Origin of the sequence: Bradyrhizobium sp. CCBAU 53340 (assembly GCF_015291645.1) — a bacterium.
Classification (GTDB): Bacteria; Pseudomonadota; Alphaproteobacteria; order Rhizobiales; family Xanthobacteraceae; genus Bradyrhizobium.
Map to the genome: position 1 here is coordinate 3,196,943 of NZ_CP030055.1, position 17,283 is coordinate 3,214,225.

Sequence of the window (17,283 nt, forward strand, 5' to 3'; positions counted from 1 at the left end):
TGAGGCGCTCAACAGTCATCCTGAGACCCTTGCCGATATCAAACGTCCGGCCGTGCAAACGGTCGCGAGGTGGCCCGTAACGCACGGGTAAGCGCTGCTCGGTCCGCGGAGGTCCAGGCAGGCGGAATATCGATGTGGTTTCTGACCCGATCAGGAGGAAAGACGAGATGTCTGGAACGCTAACGCTCAACAAGATCACCGCCCAGCGCGGCATTTCCGTCGGTGAGGCTGCAAAGAAGATTGCAGACCTCGGATGGAATCCGTCCTACGTCCAGGAAGCGATGACCTTCCCCACCGACTACAAGATCACGAAGGCGCCGAAGGATCCGATGAAGCAGGTCCTTCGCTCCTATTTCCCGATGCAGGAGGAGAAGGACAACCGCGTTTATGGCGCCCTCGATGCCGCGCTCCGCGGCGACATGTTCCGCAACGTCGAGCCGCGCTGGGTCGAGTGGATGAAGCTGTTCCTGGCCATCATCCCGTTCCCGGAAATTTCGGCGGCACGTTCCATGGCGATGGTCGGGCGGCTCGCACCCGGCGAAGATCTCCGGACCGGCTTCACCATGCAGATGGTCGACGAATTCCGTCACTCGACCATCCAGATGAACCTGAAGAAATGGTACATGGAGAACTACATCGATCCGGCCGGCTTCGACATCACGGAGGAGGCGTTCGGCAAGTGCTACGCCACCACCATCGGTCGCCAGTTCGGCGAAGGCTTCATCACCGGTGACGCCATCACGTCGGCGAATGTCTACCTGACCGTCGTCGCCGAGACGGCGTTCACCAACACGCTGTTCGTCGCGATGCCGTCGGAAGCGGCCCGCAACGGCGACTATGCGCTGCCGACCGTGTTCCTCTCGGTTCAGTCGGACGAGAGCCGCCATATCGGCAACGGTCACTCGATGCTGATGTCGATGCTGAAGGAGCCGGAGAATCACCTGCTGCTCGAGCGCGACATGCGCTACGCCTTCTGGCAGAATCACGCCATCGTCGATGCGGCGATCGGCACCTTCATCGAATACGGCACCACGAACCGCGACAAGAACAAGGAGTCCTACGCGGAGATGTGGCATCGCTGGATCTTCGAGGACTATTACCGGACCTACATGCTGCCGCTCGAAAAGTACGGCATCAAGATCCACCATGACGACGTGCAGACCGCCTGGAAGCGGCTGACCGAGAAGCATTACGTTCACAAGGTCGCGCAGTTCTTCGCGGTCGGCTGGTCGGCGAACTTCTGGCGCATCGAGGCTCAGACCGACAAGGACTTCGAGTGGTTCGAGCACAAATATCCGGGCTGGTATGCGCAGTTCGGCGAGTTCTGGAAATGGTACGAGAAGCTGTCGCATCGCGGTCAGACCAACATCCTGTTCAACAGCGACGTCGGCTACGTCTATCCGCATCGTTGCTGGTCGTGCCTGGTTCCATGCCTCATCCGTGAGGACATGGTCACCGACGAGATCGACGGCAAGCTCCACACCTTCGCCCACGAGCTCGATCGATGGACGGCGGTGGAAGCGTTCGCCGGCGAGTACCAGGGGCGTCCGACCCCGGCGATGGGAAGATTCAGCGGCCGTCGCGAGTGGGAAAGCGTCTACCACAATGTCGATATTGCCGACGCCATCAAGGATCTCGGCTTCGTGCGCACGGACGGCAAGACCCTGGTCGCGCAGCCGCACCTGCGCTTCGACCAGAAGGAAATGTGGACGCTCGACGATGTCCGCGGCCACATCCTCAAGAGCCCGCTGCAGACGCTGCGGGAGATGAGCCCGGCCGACCGCGAGAAGCATCTCGCCGAGTATCGCAAGGGATTCACCATCAATCCCTGCAACTAAGTGGGACGGAAGGGGCCGGCTCCGGCCGGCTCCTTCCCGATCGCTCCCCGGAAGATCTGAAAGCGTTCGTTTGAGGAGGCCCCGATGGGCGCGCCCGCTAATGTCGTTCGCCTGCAACCGGTAGGCATAGAGTTCGAGGTCGAGGAGAACGAAACTGTTCTCGACGCTGCGTTTCGTCAGGGAATCGCGCTGCCGCATGGTTGCAAGGAAGGGCAGTGCTCGGCGTGCAAATGCGTCCTGACCGGAGGTGATGTCGAGTTGAAGAAGTACTCGACGTTTGCCCTCAACGAGATGGAGCGCGGCCAGGACTACATCCTGCTCTGTCGGACCTTGGCGTACTCCGATCTCGAGGTGGAGCTCCTGAACTATGACGAGGAAGTGCTGTCGAAATCGATCCCGGTCAAGGATTTCACGGGCATCGTTACGGGCGTCTCTGCGCTGACCCATGACATCCGCCGCCTCGAAATCACACTGGAGCAACCTCTGAAGTTCTGGGCGGGTCAATATGTCGACATCACGCTCCCGGGACCAGAGACGATTACGCGCTCGTTTTCCATGGCAAATTCGCCGGGCGAAAGCCAAAAACTCGCGTTCATCATCAAGAAATATCCCAACGGACGCTTCTCCTCACGGCTCGACGGAGATCTCGCCGTCGGAACCGAAGTCGGAATCAAGGGACCTTACGGGACCTGCTTCCGACGAGAAAACAAGACGGGAGCCATGATCCTGGTCGGCGGCGGATCCGGGATGTCGCCGTTGTGGTCCATCCTGCATGACCACATCAGCTCCGGTGAAGTGCGTCCGGTGCACTTCTTCTACGGAGCCAGGACGCAGAACGATCTCTTCTATCTCGACCATCTCGCGGAGCTCGCCGTCAAGCATCCGGAGTTCACTTTCGTCCCGGTTCTCTCCCATGCGGCGGACGACACGGCCTGGAGCGGAGCAAAGGGTTTCGTGCATGAGGCCGTCGGCGAGCACCTTCGCAGCGCGGACTACGGCGAAGATGTCGACGTCTATGCCTGCGGACCATCGCCAATGATCGAGGCGCTGACGCCGGTGTTGCAGATGAATGATGTCGAGTCGGACCGGATCTTCTTCGACAAGTTCACGCCGGCGAACAACTAAGACGCCTCGACCGCTCAACAAAGTTCTAGAGCCCAACAACAGGAGGAGGAAGACGACCATGACTGCCGTTCAAACCGTATCAGCCAAATCCGGTGCAGCAGGTTCTGCGGTGTTTCCGGATTCGGATAGCCGCAGATATCGCTATTTCGAGCCGCGCAGCAAGCGAGCCACGCACTACGAAGACGTTACAGTCGACGTGCAGCCGGATCCGGAACGTTACCTGTTGCAGGACTGGATCATCTCCTTCCCGAACGGCAAGGGTGCGTACACCAAGGACAACACGGCGGCCCTCAGCTCGAATTGGCACGCGTTCCGTGCTCCCGACCAGGAGTGGGAGCGCACGCACTACCAGCGCCAGTCCAAGATCGAGGCCATGGTCCAGGCTGTGATCGCCAACGGCCGCAAGTCCGGCGCGCCGAAGAGCTTCGACAAGGCCTGGGTCAAGATCCTGCAGAACCACCTCGGCGCGTGGAAGCACGCTGAGTTCGGTCTCGGCACGTCGCTGATGCAGGCGCAGCGCTATGGCTACACCCAGATGATCAACAACGCGACGCTGACGAACTCGTCCTACAAGCTTCGCCTTTCACAGGATATTACGCTGTATCTCGCCGAGATCGGAATGGACATTCCGGGCTTCGACGACACGGCCGGCAAGCGCGTCTGGCTGGAAGACAAGGGCTGGCAAGGAACGCGGGAAGCGATCGAATCGATCATGGGTTCGGCCGACTATTTCGAGCAGTATTTCGCCACCAACATCGTGTTCGAGCCCTTGGTTGGCGAGCTGTTTCGCAGCGGCTTCCTGATGCAAGTCGCTTCGTCGAACGGCGACTTCATCACGCCGCCGGTGATTTCGTCGGCGGAGGCGGACTACGAGCGCAATCTCGCCAACACGATCGATCTGATGCACCTCCTGGTGACCGACAATCAGCATGGCGCCCACAACAAGAAGCTGTTCCAGGGGTGGGTGAACAAGCACGTCGCGCTCGCCAACAAGGCGGCTGCAGGCCTGCAGCCGATCTGGTCGCAGCCGCACTCGAAACCGGTGCAGTACGCCGACGCGCGCGCGCAGTCGGTCGAACGCATCAAGAAGATTCTCGGCGAGCTCGGCCTCACCTTTCCCAAGGAGTAAATTGCAATGTCCGTCGTTTCCAGATCTGCGACCAACCAGAATATCTTCCAGAAGATGGGGGACCTTCGTTTCGAGCAAACGATTTCCCACCAGTGCGGCGTCACCATGAACGACAGCGTCGAGGCGCGCGCCATTGCCGAGTTTATGGCGAAGAAGCCGAACGTGACCGTCACCTACCAGCCTGCCCTGATCCGCATCGACGGCGAAGGAAAGCTGATCTTCAAGATGGATGAAATCAGCGAAATTCTCGGGAAGGAAATGACGGCCGAGATCTTCGAAGTGAACACCTCGACCCACTACGGACGGATGGTGCGTATCGACGACAATACGGTGACGCTGTTCGGCAACATGGACGAGGTCTTCGAATACATCGAGTGAGCTTCCGTCTCCCTGACTGGGTGGGGCCGCATCCCCGGTGGCTGTGGCCCCGCCGCTTCTCGAAGTGGTCTCGCCCGACCACCGCGCTTCGTTTGATCGACTACAGCCAACCAGGAATTTCCGGAGAGCATCATGTTCATAACTCCCAGCGGCGAGGAAGTGTTCGTCATCGACGGCCATACCCATTTTTGGGACGGCAGCCCGGCGAATCAGCTCAACGTCCACGGCAAGCAGTTCATCGACTGTTTCTACGCCTACCACACCTCGCTCAGCCCGAAGGACAAGCTCTGGCCGAAGGAGCAGTTCGAGAAATACAGCGCCGACCAGATGTACCACGATCTGTTCGTCGACGGTCCTGACGACATGGCGGTCGTTCAGTCGACCTACCTCACGGAGTTCTACAAGAACGGGTTCAACACCATCGATCGCAACGCCGAGATGGCGAAGAAGTACAAGGACCGCTTCATCGTCAACGGCGCCTTCGATCCACGGGACGGCGAGAAGGCGCTCGAGTACATCCACTACATGAAGGAGACGTTCGGCATCAAGGGCGTCAAGCTCTATACCGCCGAGTGGAAGGGTGACTCGCGGGGGTGGAAGCTCACGGATCCCAACGCCTATCGCTGCCTCGAGCTCTGCCAGAAGCTCGGCATCACCAACATCCACGTCCACAAGGGCCCGACGATCATTCCTTTGGACAAGGATGCGTTCGATGTCCACGACGTCGACCATGCCGCAACCGACTTCCAGGGGTTGAACTTCATCATTGAGCATTGCGGTCTGCCGCGCCTCGATGATTTTTGCTGGATCGCGGTGCAGGAGACGAACGTCTACGGCGGCCTCGCCGTGGCGCTGCCGTTCATTCACGGACGGCCGCGCTATTTTGCCGAAGTGATCAGCGAACTGCTGTTCTGGGTCGGCGAGGACAAGCTGCTTTTCGGGAGCGACTACGCGATCTGGACGCCCCGCTGGCTGGTCGAGAAATTCTGGAACTTCGAGTTGCCGGAGGACCTGAAGCAGGAGCACGGCGTCGACCTCACGCCGCAGGCAAAGAGGAAGATTCTGGGCCTCAACGCCGCACGTCTCTACGGAGTGGACGTCGAGGCGCAGAAGGCGAAGCTCGGGCAGAAGATCCACGCGACGGCAGCGGAGTAGAGCCGATGAACGCGCTCCATCAGCACGATCGCAAGACCAACGAGGTGTGGGAGCGCCTCGCGCTGGTCACGGATCCCGAGCTGGACGAACCGGTTACCGAGCTTGGATTCGTCGAGCGGGTCACGGTCGATCATGTTGATGGAGTCGACATCGTGTTTCGGCTGCCGACCTACTGGTGTTCGGCGAACTTCGCGTTCCTTATGGCCGATGATATGCGTCGGGCGGTGTCCTCGTTGCCGTGGGTTCGCGAGGCGCGCCCGCAGCTTCGCGACCACATGGTCGCCGAGGAGATCAACCGCGGTGTCCGCGAGGGCAGGTCGTTTGGCGAGGCGCTCAAGGATTTCGCAAGCGGCGGTTCACTTGACGAACTGCGGGAGAAATTCCGCCGCAAAGCGTTCGAGCGGCGCCAGGAAGTCATGATCCTGGCGTTGCGTGGGCTAGGTTACGAGGATCCGGCGATCTGCCGGATGAATCTGGGTACCTTTGATGCGATCAACTTCAGCTCGGAAGAAGTTGCGCGCCAGAAGCCGCGTTATCGCGAGCTTCTGGTTGAGCGGCGGCTCGCCAATCTCCCGGCCGCCCCCGCCTTTGTCACCTACGACGGGGCGTCAATCAAGCGCCACGAGATGGCCGCGTATTTACAGCGGTTGCGGGGAGTACGCATCAACATGGAGTTCAACAGCTCGTTGTGCCGAGGCCTTCTTGCGGTGCGTTATCGCGAGCTCGATGGGGATCGCGTGGAGCAGACGCCAGCTCCGTGCGGAGGTTGCGGCAGTGGCTGCGCCGTGCGGTCGGTAGGATCGCCTGCAATGGACAAGCGTTTCTCTGCGCTAACGTGAGGTCGCGCTGATACGCGTGCGACCTGTGAGTGCCGACAAAACGGAGTGGGCAGCAAGTCCGCCAGACCTGATAACCAAGAGACGACCACGTGGGAGTGAAACGCGATGCCAAAAGTTCTGCTGCACGACATAGATGCTCGCCGCGCTCTTGCGCGCGGAGTCCAGAAGCTGGCTGCCGCGGTCGAATCGACCCTCGGCCCCAAGGGTATGAACGCGATGGTCGACAGGCCGATCGGCACGCCCATCGTGTCGCGCGATGGCGTTACCATCGCCTCCGAGATCGACTTGCCGGATCGCTTCGAGAACATGGGCGCCCAGGTGGTGCGCGAAGTCTCGATGCAGACCAACGAGGTCGCCGGCGACGGTACGACGACGGCTATGGTGCTCGCGAACGGCCTCATTCAAGGCGGCGTTGCGGCTTTAGAACGCGGTGCCAAGCCGGTCGATCTCTGCAAGGGGATCGACCGGGCCGTCGAAGTCGTCGTCGAGAGCCTGAAGAGCGCGGCAATTCCAGTATCGGACCGCAACACGCTACAGGCCGTGGCAACGATTGCGTCGACCGATTCCCATCTGGGCGGCCTGATCGCTGAGGCGGTGGAGCGCGTCGGCAAGGATGGCATCATCAGTTCCGAATACGGGCTGACGACGAGCACGACGCTCGAGGTGGTCGAGGGCATGTCGTTCGACCGTGGTTACATTTCGCATCATATGGTGACGGACGTGGAGAAGATGGAGGTGGTGCTGGATCAGCCCTACATTCTCCTGACGGACCTGAAAATCAAGGCGCCGGGCGAGCTGGCTGCGGTGCGTGCGAGGGTCGCGGAGACCGGGAGACCGCTTGTCATCGTCGCCGAAGAGATCGCACCGGAAGTGGTCGTCACGCTGCTCGGCGAAGGCAACCGTGGCAAGGTTCTGGTGGTCAATCCGCCCGACTACGGTCACTGGCGCAAGGCCATGATGGATGACCTCGCCATCATCACCGGAGGACGGGTCATCGCCCGCGAACTCGGGGGCGCGCTGGAAGAGACGAGCCTTGCCGACCTCGGCACTGCGCGGCAGGTTCGGGCCAGTGCGCGCGAAACGGTAATCATCCGGGGCGGTGGGGACGATGCGGCGATCGCCGCGCGCCGACAGCAGGTGGCCAAGCAGCACGATCTGGCACCGCCGAACATCGAGCAGGACAAGCTTAAGGAACGCCTGGCTAAGCTCTCGGGTGGGACCGCCGTGATCCTTGCGGGCGGCGTCACGCCGGTCGAGCAGAAGCGTACGATCCAGTTGATCGACGATGCGCTCAGTGCTGCACGGGCTGCGGCCGAGGAGGGTATCGTGCCGGGCGGCGGGACAGCGTTGGCGCAGTGTGCGCCGGTGGTGGCGCGCACCCTCGGGAACATCAATGGAGACCTGGGTGAAGGCATCAAGCTGGTACGCGAAACCCTGTCGCGCCCTGCTGCTTTCATCGCCCGAAATGCCGGCCATGATGCGGCGAAGGTTGTGGCCGAGCTGCAAAGTTCGCGGGCCGGGGTCGGGTTCGACGCTGCAAACGGCGTGTTCATCGACATGGTATCCGCCGGCATCGTCGACCCGGTCAGGGTGACGTATACCGCGCTTCGAAATGCTGCCTCCGTGGCCACGCTGGTGTTGACGACCAACACGCTGGTTGCCGATGTGCCGGAGTATGTTGATCCGACGCAGGGACCTGCGTTGGGCGGCGGGGCAGAAAAGCTTGGGCGGGCCTGAAGCACATGAAATGCGGTTCGCGTTCCGTCAGGGCGTCAATGGTCGACGCGACGCGCCGCGATGGCTTGACCGTCACGATCGAATGATTGGACGGTGACAACGATCTGGAAACAGCTACAATCTTGCAAGCTTCGGCGTGAGCCCGAAGGAGGCAAATCATAAGCCTCCACGGTCATTCGACCAGCCGGGGCAGGAGGAAACGGGACATGGTCTACATCATCTCCAAGCGCGACGGTCCGCACCGCGAAGAGCTCAAGGCGAAGGACTTCCTTCAGAAGAACCGCACGAAGATCAACTCGCTCGCCAATCACCTGACGCTCGGGCGTTGGCAGGAGTTGCGCAATCCGACGCCGCCCTCTGAGCCCCAGCCATCAGGCAAGCTCTGGTCCACGCCTCCGGCTCAGCCGAAGGAGATCGAGCCTTACGTGCGGATCAGTTATAACGGCCGCGTCGTGATTGCCGATCTCGCGTCAGGGCGGCAACTCCATTTTGTCGGCGAATTGCGCGGCGGCGGCCAATCGCGATGCTTGGCTCTGGCGACACGCGAGAATGGGATCTTCGAGCCGCTCGACGACGAATTATACAAGGTCCTGATCGACCTCGAGGGAGTGAGCGTGCCCGACGAGACGTCGGAAGCGCGCCTGGAGCAGATCATCTCGGGCCGTCTCGGTTTGGATGCGATCGCCAGAACGGTCGAATGATCTGCGTGAGCCACGCCGGTGAGAGCACGATCTCATTGGCCCTGCTCATGTCGTTTCTGCCGATCAAGCTGCTGTTTGCCAATATAGGTTTGGTGCTCCAATGCTGACGGAAACCTTCATGGCTAAGCCGCCGTTTTCCCTGGAAGGCTACAAAATTCCGGAGGCCGCGGATGCGGAGCAGGGACGGCCGTACGATGAACGGGAGACCAACAAGGCGTGGGAAAATTTCCTGACGTTCGGAGATGCAAAGGGCGAGAACGCTCTGGTGCGGGGCGTTATCGAAGAATCATGGCAACGCAGCATCAAGTCGGGAGTCAATGCACACTGCAGGGGCAGCAGCTTCGTGACTTCGCCGGACGAGCTCTATGAGCTGCGTCTGAAGAACGATGATCTGCTAGGCTCCAGCGCCCACACCTTCCGCCGCGTTGCGGAAGTCCTTGGTGATGCGGCCACAATGCTGGTCATCACCGACAGGAATGGCGTCGTGCTTGATGTCGGAGGCGATCAGCGGACGATCGATGCCGGGCATGATATTCGCCTCGAAGTCGGCGCCGCCTGGGGCGAGACGGTGACCGGCACCAACGGCATTGGCACAGCGCTCGTCACCGGAAAACCGGTTCACGTCCACGCCGCCGAACATTTTTCCGAGGGTATCAAAGCTTGGACTTGTGTCGGCAGTCCCATTCGCAGCCCGATCGACGGCAGCATCATCGGGATCATTGACTTTTCCGGACCACAGGCGATCTTTCACCGCCACAACATTGCACTGGCGGTGATTGCCGCCAATCACATCGAGCTTGCGCTCTCGGAGAAGATTCGGCTTGAAAGAATACGGCTGCTCGAGGCCAGCATTTCTCGAATGCCGGGAATGGGCAGCGCTGACGGTGTCGTGATCCTTGATCGTTTCGGTCGGGTCATCCACCACAACGATATGGCTCGGGTTCGCTGGCAACGGATCGCGGAGTCCATCGACCTGGGCATCGGAAATCGGATACTTCCGAGCCAGGATGGTCGTTTGGCTAAAGATCTGACCAATGGCCTGCCCGAGGGACTACGTGAACAACGGATCGAGCCGCTGCTGGTCGATGGTGTTGTCCAGGGGGCTATGCTCGTGCTTGCAGCAAGGCCGCGAGCAAGTTCTGCCAGCGCCCAAGTCTCGCCGATAGCGCGCGCAGCGCTCACCTTTGCTAAAGAAGCGATTGTCGGATGTAGCGAAGCACTGGCGCAGGCGGTCGAGAAAGTCGAGCGGGCGGCGCTCGGCCGGACGGCTGTCTTACTCGAGGGCGAGACCGGAGTTGGCAAGGAATTGTTTGCTCGTCTCGTTCACGCTGGAGGCCAGAAGACTGGCAAGGAGCCCTTCGTCGCGTTCAATTGCGGCGCGGTCTCCAAGGAGCTTCTTGGCGGCGAATTGTTCGGGCATGCCCCGGGCGCATACACGGGCGCCACGCGAGAAGGAAAGCCCGGCAGGTTTGAGTTTGCCAATGGCGGCGTGCTCAGCCTCGACGAAATCGGTGAGATGCCGCTGGATCTGCAACCATACTTGCTGCGGGTGCTGGAAGAGCGAGCGGTGTACCGGCTCGGTGACAACAAACCGCGTCCCGTGGACGTCCGGCTCGTGGCGTCAACCAATCGGAATTTGAAGCAGGAGGTAGCGGAGGGACGTTTTCGCAAAGATCTGTATTTCCGGATCGGCGTCGTCAAGATCACCATCCCGCCGCTTCGGGAGCGCCTCGGCGATGTCGAGGTCCTGATCGACCACTTCAACCGACAATTTGCGGAAAGCTATGGCACACAACCTCTACGTTTCGAGGCAGCCGCAATGGAATTGATGCGGCGCTATAGCTGGCCGGGCAACGTCCGCGAATTGCGCAATCTAATCGAGAATCTCGTGCTCATGACCCTCACCGGGGTGGTGACCCCGAGGGACTTGCCGGAGGACTTCGTCGAAGCGGCGGCGCAGCAGCCGTCGATGCCGTTGCCGAGTGGTCATCGCTCGACGCCAGAAAACGACGAGGTGGCGCGCTTCGATGAAGTGGAGCGTCGCGCCATCGAGAGGGCCGTCGCCAACGCCGGCGGCAATATTGCCGCCGCGGCCGAGAAGCTAGGGCTTTCGCGTGCCACGCTATATCGGAAACTGCATCAATATCGCTCGCGGACCTGAGGACACGATCGTTCATGGCGATGGTCTGGGACGGACAAAAAGAAGGAGGTGGGGCTGCTGCTGCTGCGGAGGTTGCCTCGCAAATACTGTCACGTGCAGACCGCGACGTGACTTTCATGATGCACCTGGTTGGCGAAAGCCAAAATCTGCTGGTCAGGCATTTCGTAGTGTTCATCGAGACTGAACTTGCGAAGCGCGGCGCCAGTTACGGCGCCCATCCGCTATTGCGCCCTTTCATCGAGACGCACGCACGCGAACTTTCCAATTTCGTTCTGCAGGGCATCGGACTACGGCTTCAGTTTGGTTTGCAGGCGCTCGAGGCTATGGCGGGCGATCCGATGCGGTTGCTGAGGGTCGATCTATGGGACCCGCTGCAATCTCATGTCAATGATGCGCAGCGCCACTTTGTATCTGGTGTTGGTGGCTTGCAGCGGATCCTGGTTCAGATCGAGGCCGGCGCATGAGCGCCGGTTCGATGACGGCTCTCCAAATGCTGGCCCAGCGCTTGCAGATCGTTCAGGAGATGTCGGCCGTCCAATCGCGCACTCTACTCAACCGTCAGCTTGGCGGCGGTGCGGAATTCGAGATTGAAGGCTCGAGCAAAAGATCGCGGCCTCCGGCTGTTCGCCTGACCGCCGCAGGGCCCTCGCGGATGCGCGCGAGCGCTTACGAAGGGCAAATGCCGAGATGGCGGAATGCGATGCCCATTGCGCTGTGCTGGAGCAGCGCCTTGAGGAATTAGACAGGTGTATTGCCGCCAGTAAATAAGACGATCCGAACCGTGAGGCGACCGATGGATACGATGGACGCAGAAGCCCCGACGCTCTATGATTTGCTTGGGCGGCACTGGACGGTAGGTGCGGGCGTAACGAATACCGCGTTTGATCCCGCGGGACGGTGTGTCGCGTTTGCGCTGGCCGATGGCGCTGTGGCGATAGCTCCTGTGGCCGACGTCGAGCCGCCGCAAGATCGCTGCCGCGTGGAACTGGATATGGGGCGGACGACGATTTCACCTCGACAGAAACCAGTGCCACCATTGACGAAGGTGATCATCAGCGACGGCCCGCTCCGTCTCGCTCCGATTGGGACATCGGAATTCGTCACCAGTGACCACGGCCGCTTGCTTTGCATTTCGGCGTCCGGCGTCACACGGGCGGTATCGAACAACGCGGCGCCTGTCGATTTTATTGCCCCCGTACCGGGCGGTGGTATCCTGACTGCTTCCGGAGGGTCGATCCTTTTTTACGATTCCAAGGGTGAGGTTGTCTGGCTGCAGGAGCGGATTGGTGGGCGTGCCTCGGCGATTGCGGCATCATCGGATGGTCTCAGCTTCGCGATCGGGGCCGACGGTCGTCTGTTCGTTCGAACGTTCGGCCCACGGCCAGAGCCGGCCACTTCGTTCGAGGTGGGACCTGTCTCTGCGTTGTCGTGGAGTCCCGATGGAAGCTGGTTAGCTGCGTCAGTGATCGAAGCGGGCGTTGTCTTGGTGCGCCTTGCAGACGCGAAGATCATCAGGATTCCCACATATCCCGCAGCCGTCGCATCTCTTTCGTGGAGCGCGGACTCCCGTATCCTTGCCACGAGCGGAGCCTATCGGACAATTGCATGGGACGTTTCTAGGCTTGACGACCACAGCGAGCAACCGACGAACCTCGCCACCGGCCGTGCCCGGTTCGTGCTCGTTGAAGCCGTAGATTTCCATCCGCAGGGTAGATTGGTCGCGGCGGGGTATGCCGACGGTCTGGTCGTTGTTGCTAAGGTTGGACGGTCCGACGAATTGGTCGTCAGGCGGCCAGGTGGAGGCGCCGTTCATGGCCTGCGTTGGTCCGCCAACGGCCAACATCTGGCACTCGGAACGACTGAGGGCGAGGCAGCGATCGTGACGTTCCCGCCGCATGTCTTCAAACAGCTTCCCATTCGAGTATGAATACGGATGAAACGAAATCACGAGGAGAAATAACTATGTCGACCGATCGCTCCGTCAGTGAAACCGAAAGTAAAGATCGATTCTTTGTAGAGTTGGCCGAACTATCCGAACGCATGGTCGCTGCGCACGGAAAGGACTTCTCGATGGGTGCATTGGTGCTGGCCGCGAGGTTTATCGCCGAGAACAAGCCGTTTGAGCGAAGCGCGGCGACACAGTAAGAGTCGGTGCGGTTCAGGTGAATTTGTCGATAGAGTTTGCGGGGGAATGGTATGTTGAAGCGACTTTTTCGGAACGACGAGCTTCTTCACAAGGCTGAATGGCTCGAGACGCTTTCGCTTTATTCGGGCATCGGATTGTGGGACGCGATCCTTCACGAGGGAGACGCTATGCATCCCGACGCGCGCTGGACTTGGTCGAGCGAATTCCGCCGATTGTGCGGGTATAAGACCGAGGTCGAATTCCCCAACGTCGTGCAATCGTGGTCGGACCGCCTTCATCCCGACGACGCCCCAGCGACGTTTGCCGCGTTCGGTTCGACATGCCAGACGGGCGTCGGCTATGACGTAAAGTACCGCCTGAAAGTAAAAGACGGAAGCTACCGCTGGTTTCGAGCGACAGGTGGAGTCGTGCTCGATGAGAAAGGAAAACCGCGGCGCGCTTGTGGATCGTTGGTTGACATTCACGAGTTGATGACAGCAGAAGCCGAGAAGAAAGCTCTTATCAACAACCTGGCCAACGATTTTGAGAGTGCAATCGGCAAAGTCATCGAGACGGTTCCTTCAGCCTCAACTGAACTCGAGAGTTCGGCAAACAAGCTAAGCAGGACTGCCGAACGGTCGCAAGAGATAACTACGACCGTCGGTACCGCCTCCGAGGCGGCTTCTACGAACGTGCAGTCCGTTGCATCAGCGACCGAGCAACTTTCCTCATCCGTTAGGGAAATCAGCCGACAGGTGCAGGAAGCTGCTCGCATTGCCAACGAGGCCGTCAATCAGGCGCGAAAGACCAACGACCGCGTCAGCGAGCTCTCTAAAGCGGCTGCACGCATCGGTGACGTCGTTGAGCTCATTAATTCAATCGCGGGACAGACTAATTTGTTGGCCTTGAACGCCACCATCGAGGCGGCGCGGGCGGGCGAAGCCGGCCGTGGCTTCGCGGTCGTGGCGTCCGAAGTGAAGGCCCTGGCAGAGCAGACGGCGAAAGCTACTGGAGAAATCAGCCAGCAGATCGGCGGGATCCAGGCCGCGACACAGGAATCAGTCAGTGCAATAGGTGAGATCAGCGGTACGATCGAGAAGCTGGCGGAGATTTCGTCGACCATCGCCGCGGCTGTCGAACAGCAGGGTGCCGCGACGCAAGAGATTGCACGCAACGTTCAGCAAGCTGCAAGCGGTACCCAACAGGTGTCCACGAACATCATGGGCGTGAGGCGTGAGGCCACTGAAACTGGTGTGGCTTCTTCCCAAGTGTTGACCTCGGCACGGTCCCTGTCGAGCGAGAGTGGCCGGCTGAGGGACGAGGTGAGCCGATTTCTCAAGACGGTACGTGCTTCATGACGTAAATGCGAAAATTTCGAGGAGCTTTTCGACACCTCCTTTTGGCGCAGCACAGTCTTTCGAGATCAAAAAGCTCATCGCAGGTTAGAACGTAAAAAGGCAGGCCAGAAACTATCGGTTTGGTGACCAGGCCGGTTATCCGAGATGGGGCGTCAAGGACGTCATCTGCGCATTGAGCAATACTAGATCTAATCGTCACCTCGATGAGTTGGCAGCTAGGACGGGTGGCTGGAACGCACGATTGATGGTCTTACCAAATGAGAGATGCGCGCGACCGGAGACGGTTTCGAGAGCTGATGCGTCCACCGCCGGACTAAGACGGATGAAGGGTGTAGTTGGACGAAGAGCGCCATAGAGAGGCCGGCCATCATTCAACTACGCATGGGGCGCCGCATCTCGGCACCATCGCGCCGTGGTTGAGAAGCGAGGCGCTGTCTAGCGACGATCGGCGACCGATCATAGAAGTAGCCCAATTTCTAGCGTTGCGCCATAAGAATTCGTTATGGCGGCAGACCGCAGTCATGCTTCCCCCGGCCATAGCCGCAAATCTATTTTTTACCGTCGACCGCGGCAAAAAAGTCTAAGAGCAAGATCGCAAAAGCGGCGACGTGGTCAGGCGCATTCATTTGCAGCAGCAACGGAGCGGGGAAATGACGATTGAGTTGAGCCGACGGGGATTTTGCATCGGGACCGCCCTGATTGGACTACAGTCCGCTTCCTCCATCGCCTTCGCCCGAACTGAGGATGGTACGGTCAAGCTCGGCCTCGTCGCGCCGATGAGTGGGCCGAATGCCAGGTATGGCGCTTTCTCGCTGCGCGGTGCCGAGATGGCGGCGAAAGAGATCAACGCCGCCGGAGGCGTCGGCAGCCGCAAGATCAACGTCATGCCCGCGGACAGCCAGGGGACGCCGGTCGAGGGCGTTTCGGCGACGCGTCGCCTGATCGACCAGAACCAGGTCGACTACATCATCGGCGACGTCTCGAGCTCGGTCACGCTGGCCATGCAGCCGGTCGCCGAGGACGCAGGTGTCCTGCTCCTCAATGCAGCGTCGTCCAACCCGATGATCACCTATAAGGCCGGCGTTGGCGGCTTCAAATGGACGTTCCGCAACTATCCGACTGACGAGAACCGCGCACTGATCGTGCTGCAATACGCCGCCGAGAAGAAGGGCTTTACGAAATACGCCGTTCTCTCGGTCGATACCGACTATGGGCGCGCGGCCATTACCTTCACCAAAAAGTATCTGCCCCGCTTCAACAGCCAGATCCTGACCGAGGATTACTATAAGGAAGGCGAGGTCGACTTCCGCAGCGTGCTCTCCAAGATCCGCGATTCCGGCGCCCAGGCCATCATCATGTATGGCAATGCAGATTCGACGCCCATCGTCGGTCGCCAGATGATCGAGGTCGGGATCGCCGGCAAAATTCCGCTGATCGGCAACGCCGAGTTCAATACGGCAAGCTCGATCAAGGCGGCGCCGAAGGCGCTCGAAGGCGCCATCGAGGCGGCGGCCTGGCTTCCGGCTTACGACTCCCCGAAGAGCAAGGCGTTCGTGGAGAAGTTCATCGCCGAGTACGGCGAGGCGCCGAACAATCACGCCTATGTGCATTGGGAGACGGTGCACCTGCTGGCCAAGGCGATCGAGCAAGCCCAGAGCATCGACCGCGACAAGGTCCGCGCCGCGCTCTCCGCAATCCACTACGAAAGCGCAGTTGGCGAGGTGACGTTCGACGATCACAACCAGGCCCGCTTGCCGATGATCCTGCTGGAAATCGAGCACGGCAAGCCCGCCATCAAGGGAGCTTACTCGGCTGAGATCGACTATCCGAAGTAAGACGGCACAACGGGGCTCACATGTTCTACACGGTCATCGAGCAGGTCGTTAACGGCATCGTATCCGGATCAGTCTACGCGATCGTTGCCGTCGGTATGACGATGATCTTCGGCGTGCTGCGCGCCATCAATTTCGCTCACGGCGAATACTACATGCTGGGGACCTTCGGCGCCTGGTTCGCGATCGACTATTTCGATCTGCCCTATCCGGTGGCGATCGTGATCGGTGTGGTGGCGACGGCCTTGATCGCGGTCGTCGTCGGTAACCTCGTGATGCAGCGGATCGTGGGAGCCCCGGCCGAGGCGGGCGTTCTTGCGACCCTCGGCGTTTCTCTGATCCTCCAGAACACCATCATTCTGGTGTTCGGCGGCAGCTACAAGTTCTTCTCCGGCGGCTATATCGAGCCGGTCACGCTGTTTGGCTTCACGCTGGCCGAGCAGCGCATCCTCATCATCATCGTCGGCCTCATCGTGTTCGTCGGCCTCGAGCTGATGGTCACCTACAGCCGGATGGGCAAGGCGATGCGCGCGGTCTCGCAGAATATCGAGTGCTGCGCGGTGGTCGGCATCGACGTCCGCCATATTGCGCTGTGGACCTTCATCCTCGGCGCCGGCCTTGCGGCGCTGTCGGGCGTGCTGACTGCGCCCGTCAACGTCAGCGTCTACGGCGGCATGGGCGAGCTCATCACCTTCAAGACGCTGCCGATCATCATCATGGGCGGGCTTGGCAACGTCCGCGGCACCTTCGTCGCGGCGATGATCCTCGGCATCGCCGAGAGCCTGGTCGCGACCTATGTTGGCTTGCAGTTCCGAGACACCGTCGGCTTTGCGACCCTGATGCTGGTGCTGATGTGGCGTCCGCACGGGCTGTTCTCCGCGCAGGCGCGCTTCTGATCGCCGGGA

15 protein-coding genes and 2 pseudogenes are annotated in these 17,283 nt (G+C 60.4%); all 17 read left to right on the plus strand.

Translation table 11 applies throughout. From position 1 onward, the window contains the following. Window positions 1-167: 167 nt before the first annotated feature. The 17 genes and pseudogenes from XH89_RS15075 (at window position 168) to XH89_RS15145 (ending at window position 17,274) form a co-directional block, all read left to right on the plus strand. Window positions 168-1,838 carry an aromatic/alkene/methane monooxygenase hydroxylase/oxygenase subunit alpha gene (locus XH89_RS15075; RefSeq protein ID WP_194467784.1) on the plus strand — a complete coding sequence of 557 codons (1,671 nt, stop codon included), beginning with the start codon at window positions 168-170 and terminating at the stop codon, window positions 1,836-1,838. A gap of 84 nt (window positions 1,839-1,922) precedes the next feature. After that, complete coding sequence (locus XH89_RS15080; RefSeq protein WP_194467785.1) at window positions 1,923-2,963, plus strand: 2Fe-2S iron-sulfur cluster-binding protein; 1,041 nt, start codon at window positions 1,923-1,925, stop codon at window positions 2,961-2,963. A 58-nt stretch (window positions 2,964-3,021) separates the two neighbouring features. Continuing rightward, window positions 3,022-4,092, plus strand: coding sequence for an aromatic/alkene monooxygenase hydroxylase subunit beta (locus tag XH89_RS15085; RefSeq protein WP_194467786.1), 1,071 nt, complete (start codon window positions 3,022-3,024; stop codon window positions 4,090-4,092). A 6-nt stretch (window positions 4,093-4,098) separates the two neighbouring features. Next, on the plus strand, window positions 4,099-4,470 hold the full coding sequence (locus XH89_RS15090) for an MmoB/DmpM family protein (RefSeq protein WP_194467787.1): 372 nt from the start codon (window positions 4,099-4,101) through the stop codon (window positions 4,468-4,470). A gap of 132 nt (window positions 4,471-4,602) precedes the next feature. Beyond that, complete coding sequence (locus tag XH89_RS15095) at window positions 4,603-5,625, plus strand: amidohydrolase family protein (protein ID WP_194467788.1); 1,023 nt, start codon at window positions 4,603-4,605, stop codon at window positions 5,623-5,625. Window positions 5,626-5,630: 5 nt separating this feature from the next. After that, window positions 5,631-6,464, plus strand: a complete 834-nt coding sequence (locus XH89_RS15100; protein WP_194467789.1) for an iron-sulfur cluster assembly protein — start codon at window positions 5,631-5,633, stop codon at window positions 6,462-6,464. Window positions 6,465-6,569: 105 nt separating this feature from the next. Further along, window positions 6,570-8,201 carry a molecular chaperone GroEL gene (locus XH89_RS15105; RefSeq protein WP_194467790.1) on the plus strand — a complete coding sequence of 544 codons (1,632 nt, stop codon included), beginning with the start codon at window positions 6,570-6,572 and terminating at the stop codon, window positions 8,199-8,201. Between the two features lie 206 nt (window positions 8,202-8,407). After that, window positions 8,408-8,902, plus strand: a complete 495-nt coding sequence (locus XH89_RS15110) for a hypothetical protein (protein ID WP_194467791.1) — start codon at window positions 8,408-8,410, stop codon at window positions 8,900-8,902. A gap of 100 nt (window positions 8,903-9,002) precedes the next feature. Then, window positions 9,003-11,063, plus strand: coding sequence for a sigma-54-dependent Fis family transcriptional regulator (locus tag XH89_RS15115; protein WP_194467792.1), 2,061 nt, complete (start codon window positions 9,003-9,005; stop codon window positions 11,061-11,063). A gap of 14 nt (window positions 11,064-11,077) precedes the next feature. Then, entirely contained in the window at window positions 11,078-11,527 is a 450-nt protein-coding gene (locus XH89_RS15120; protein ID WP_194467793.1) for a hypothetical protein, read from the plus strand. Continuing rightward, complete coding sequence (locus XH89_RS41120; protein ID WP_246767848.1) at window positions 11,524-11,805, plus strand: hypothetical protein; 282 nt, start codon at window positions 11,524-11,526, stop codon at window positions 11,803-11,805. Before XH89_RS15120 ends, XH89_RS41120 begins: the two co-directional genes overlap by 4 nt. Window positions 11,806-11,856: 51 nt before the next feature. Continuing rightward, entirely contained in the window at window positions 11,857-12,990 is a 1,134-nt protein-coding gene (locus tag XH89_RS15125; RefSeq protein WP_194467794.1) for a WD40 repeat domain-containing protein, read from the plus strand. Window positions 12,991-13,025: 35 nt separating this feature from the next. Next, window positions 13,026-13,208: a hypothetical protein gene (locus XH89_RS15130; RefSeq protein WP_194467795.1), complete on the plus strand. Its 183-nt coding sequence runs from the start codon at window positions 13,026-13,028 to the stop codon at window positions 13,206-13,208. A 168-nt stretch (window positions 13,209-13,376) separates the two neighbouring features. Continuing rightward, window positions 13,377-13,595, plus strand: a pseudogene (locus tag XH89_RS41295) (PAS domain-containing protein); the annotation flags it as partial. A 120-nt stretch (window positions 13,596-13,715) separates the two neighbouring features. Then, window positions 13,716-14,546: pseudogene (locus XH89_RS15135) on the plus strand (methyl-accepting chemotaxis protein); the annotation flags it as partial. 650 nt (window positions 14,547-15,196) lie between these two features. Then, window positions 15,197-16,381 (plus strand): ABC transporter substrate-binding protein, encoded by a 1,185-nt coding sequence (locus XH89_RS15140; protein WP_194467797.1) that lies wholly within the window; start codon window positions 15,197-15,199, stop codon window positions 16,379-16,381. Window positions 16,382-16,401: 20 nt separating this feature from the next. After that, window positions 16,402-17,274, plus strand: a complete 873-nt coding sequence (locus XH89_RS15145) for a branched-chain amino acid ABC transporter permease (RefSeq protein ID WP_194467798.1) — start codon at window positions 16,402-16,404, stop codon at window positions 17,272-17,274. Window positions 17,275-17,283: the final 9 nt, after the last annotated feature.

Coding starts and splice junctions, on each gene's coding strand:
- XH89_RS15075 (WP_194467784.1), top strand. CDS start 168: ATGTCTGGAACGCTAACGCTCAACAAGATCACCGCCCAGCGCGGCATT.
- XH89_RS15080 (WP_194467785.1), top strand. CDS start 1,923: ATGGGCGCGCCCGCTAATGTCGTTCGCCTGCAACCGGTAGGCATAGAG.
- XH89_RS15085 (WP_194467786.1), top strand. CDS start 3,022: ATGACTGCCGTTCAAACCGTATCAGCCAAATCCGGTGCAGCAGGTTCT.
- XH89_RS15090 (WP_194467787.1), top strand. CDS start 4,099: ATGTCCGTCGTTTCCAGATCTGCGACCAACCAGAATATCTTCCAGAAG.
- XH89_RS15095 (WP_194467788.1), top strand. CDS start 4,603: ATGTTCATAACTCCCAGCGGCGAGGAAGTGTTCGTCATCGACGGCCAT.
- XH89_RS15100 (WP_194467789.1), top strand. CDS start 5,631: ATGAACGCGCTCCATCAGCACGATCGCAAGACCAACGAGGTGTGGGAG.
- XH89_RS15105 (WP_194467790.1), top strand. CDS start 6,570: ATGCCAAAAGTTCTGCTGCACGACATAGATGCTCGCCGCGCTCTTGCG.
- XH89_RS15110 (WP_194467791.1), top strand. CDS start 8,408: ATGGTCTACATCATCTCCAAGCGCGACGGTCCGCACCGCGAAGAGCTC.
- XH89_RS15115 (WP_194467792.1), top strand. CDS start 9,003: ATGCTGACGGAAACCTTCATGGCTAAGCCGCCGTTTTCCCTGGAAGGC.
- XH89_RS15120 (WP_194467793.1), top strand. CDS start 11,078: ATGGCGATGGTCTGGGACGGACAAAAAGAAGGAGGTGGGGCTGCTGCT.
- XH89_RS41120 (WP_246767848.1), top strand. CDS start 11,524: ATGAGCGCCGGTTCGATGACGGCTCTCCAAATGCTGGCCCAGCGCTTG.
- XH89_RS15125 (WP_194467794.1), top strand. CDS start 11,857: ATGGATACGATGGACGCAGAAGCCCCGACGCTCTATGATTTGCTTGGG.
- XH89_RS15130 (WP_194467795.1), top strand. CDS start 13,026: ATGTCGACCGATCGCTCCGTCAGTGAAACCGAAAGTAAAGATCGATTC.
- XH89_RS15140 (WP_194467797.1), top strand. CDS start 15,197: ATGACGATTGAGTTGAGCCGACGGGGATTTTGCATCGGGACCGCCCTG.
- XH89_RS15145 (WP_194467798.1), top strand. CDS start 16,402: ATGTTCTACACGGTCATCGAGCAGGTCGTTAACGGCATCGTATCCGGA.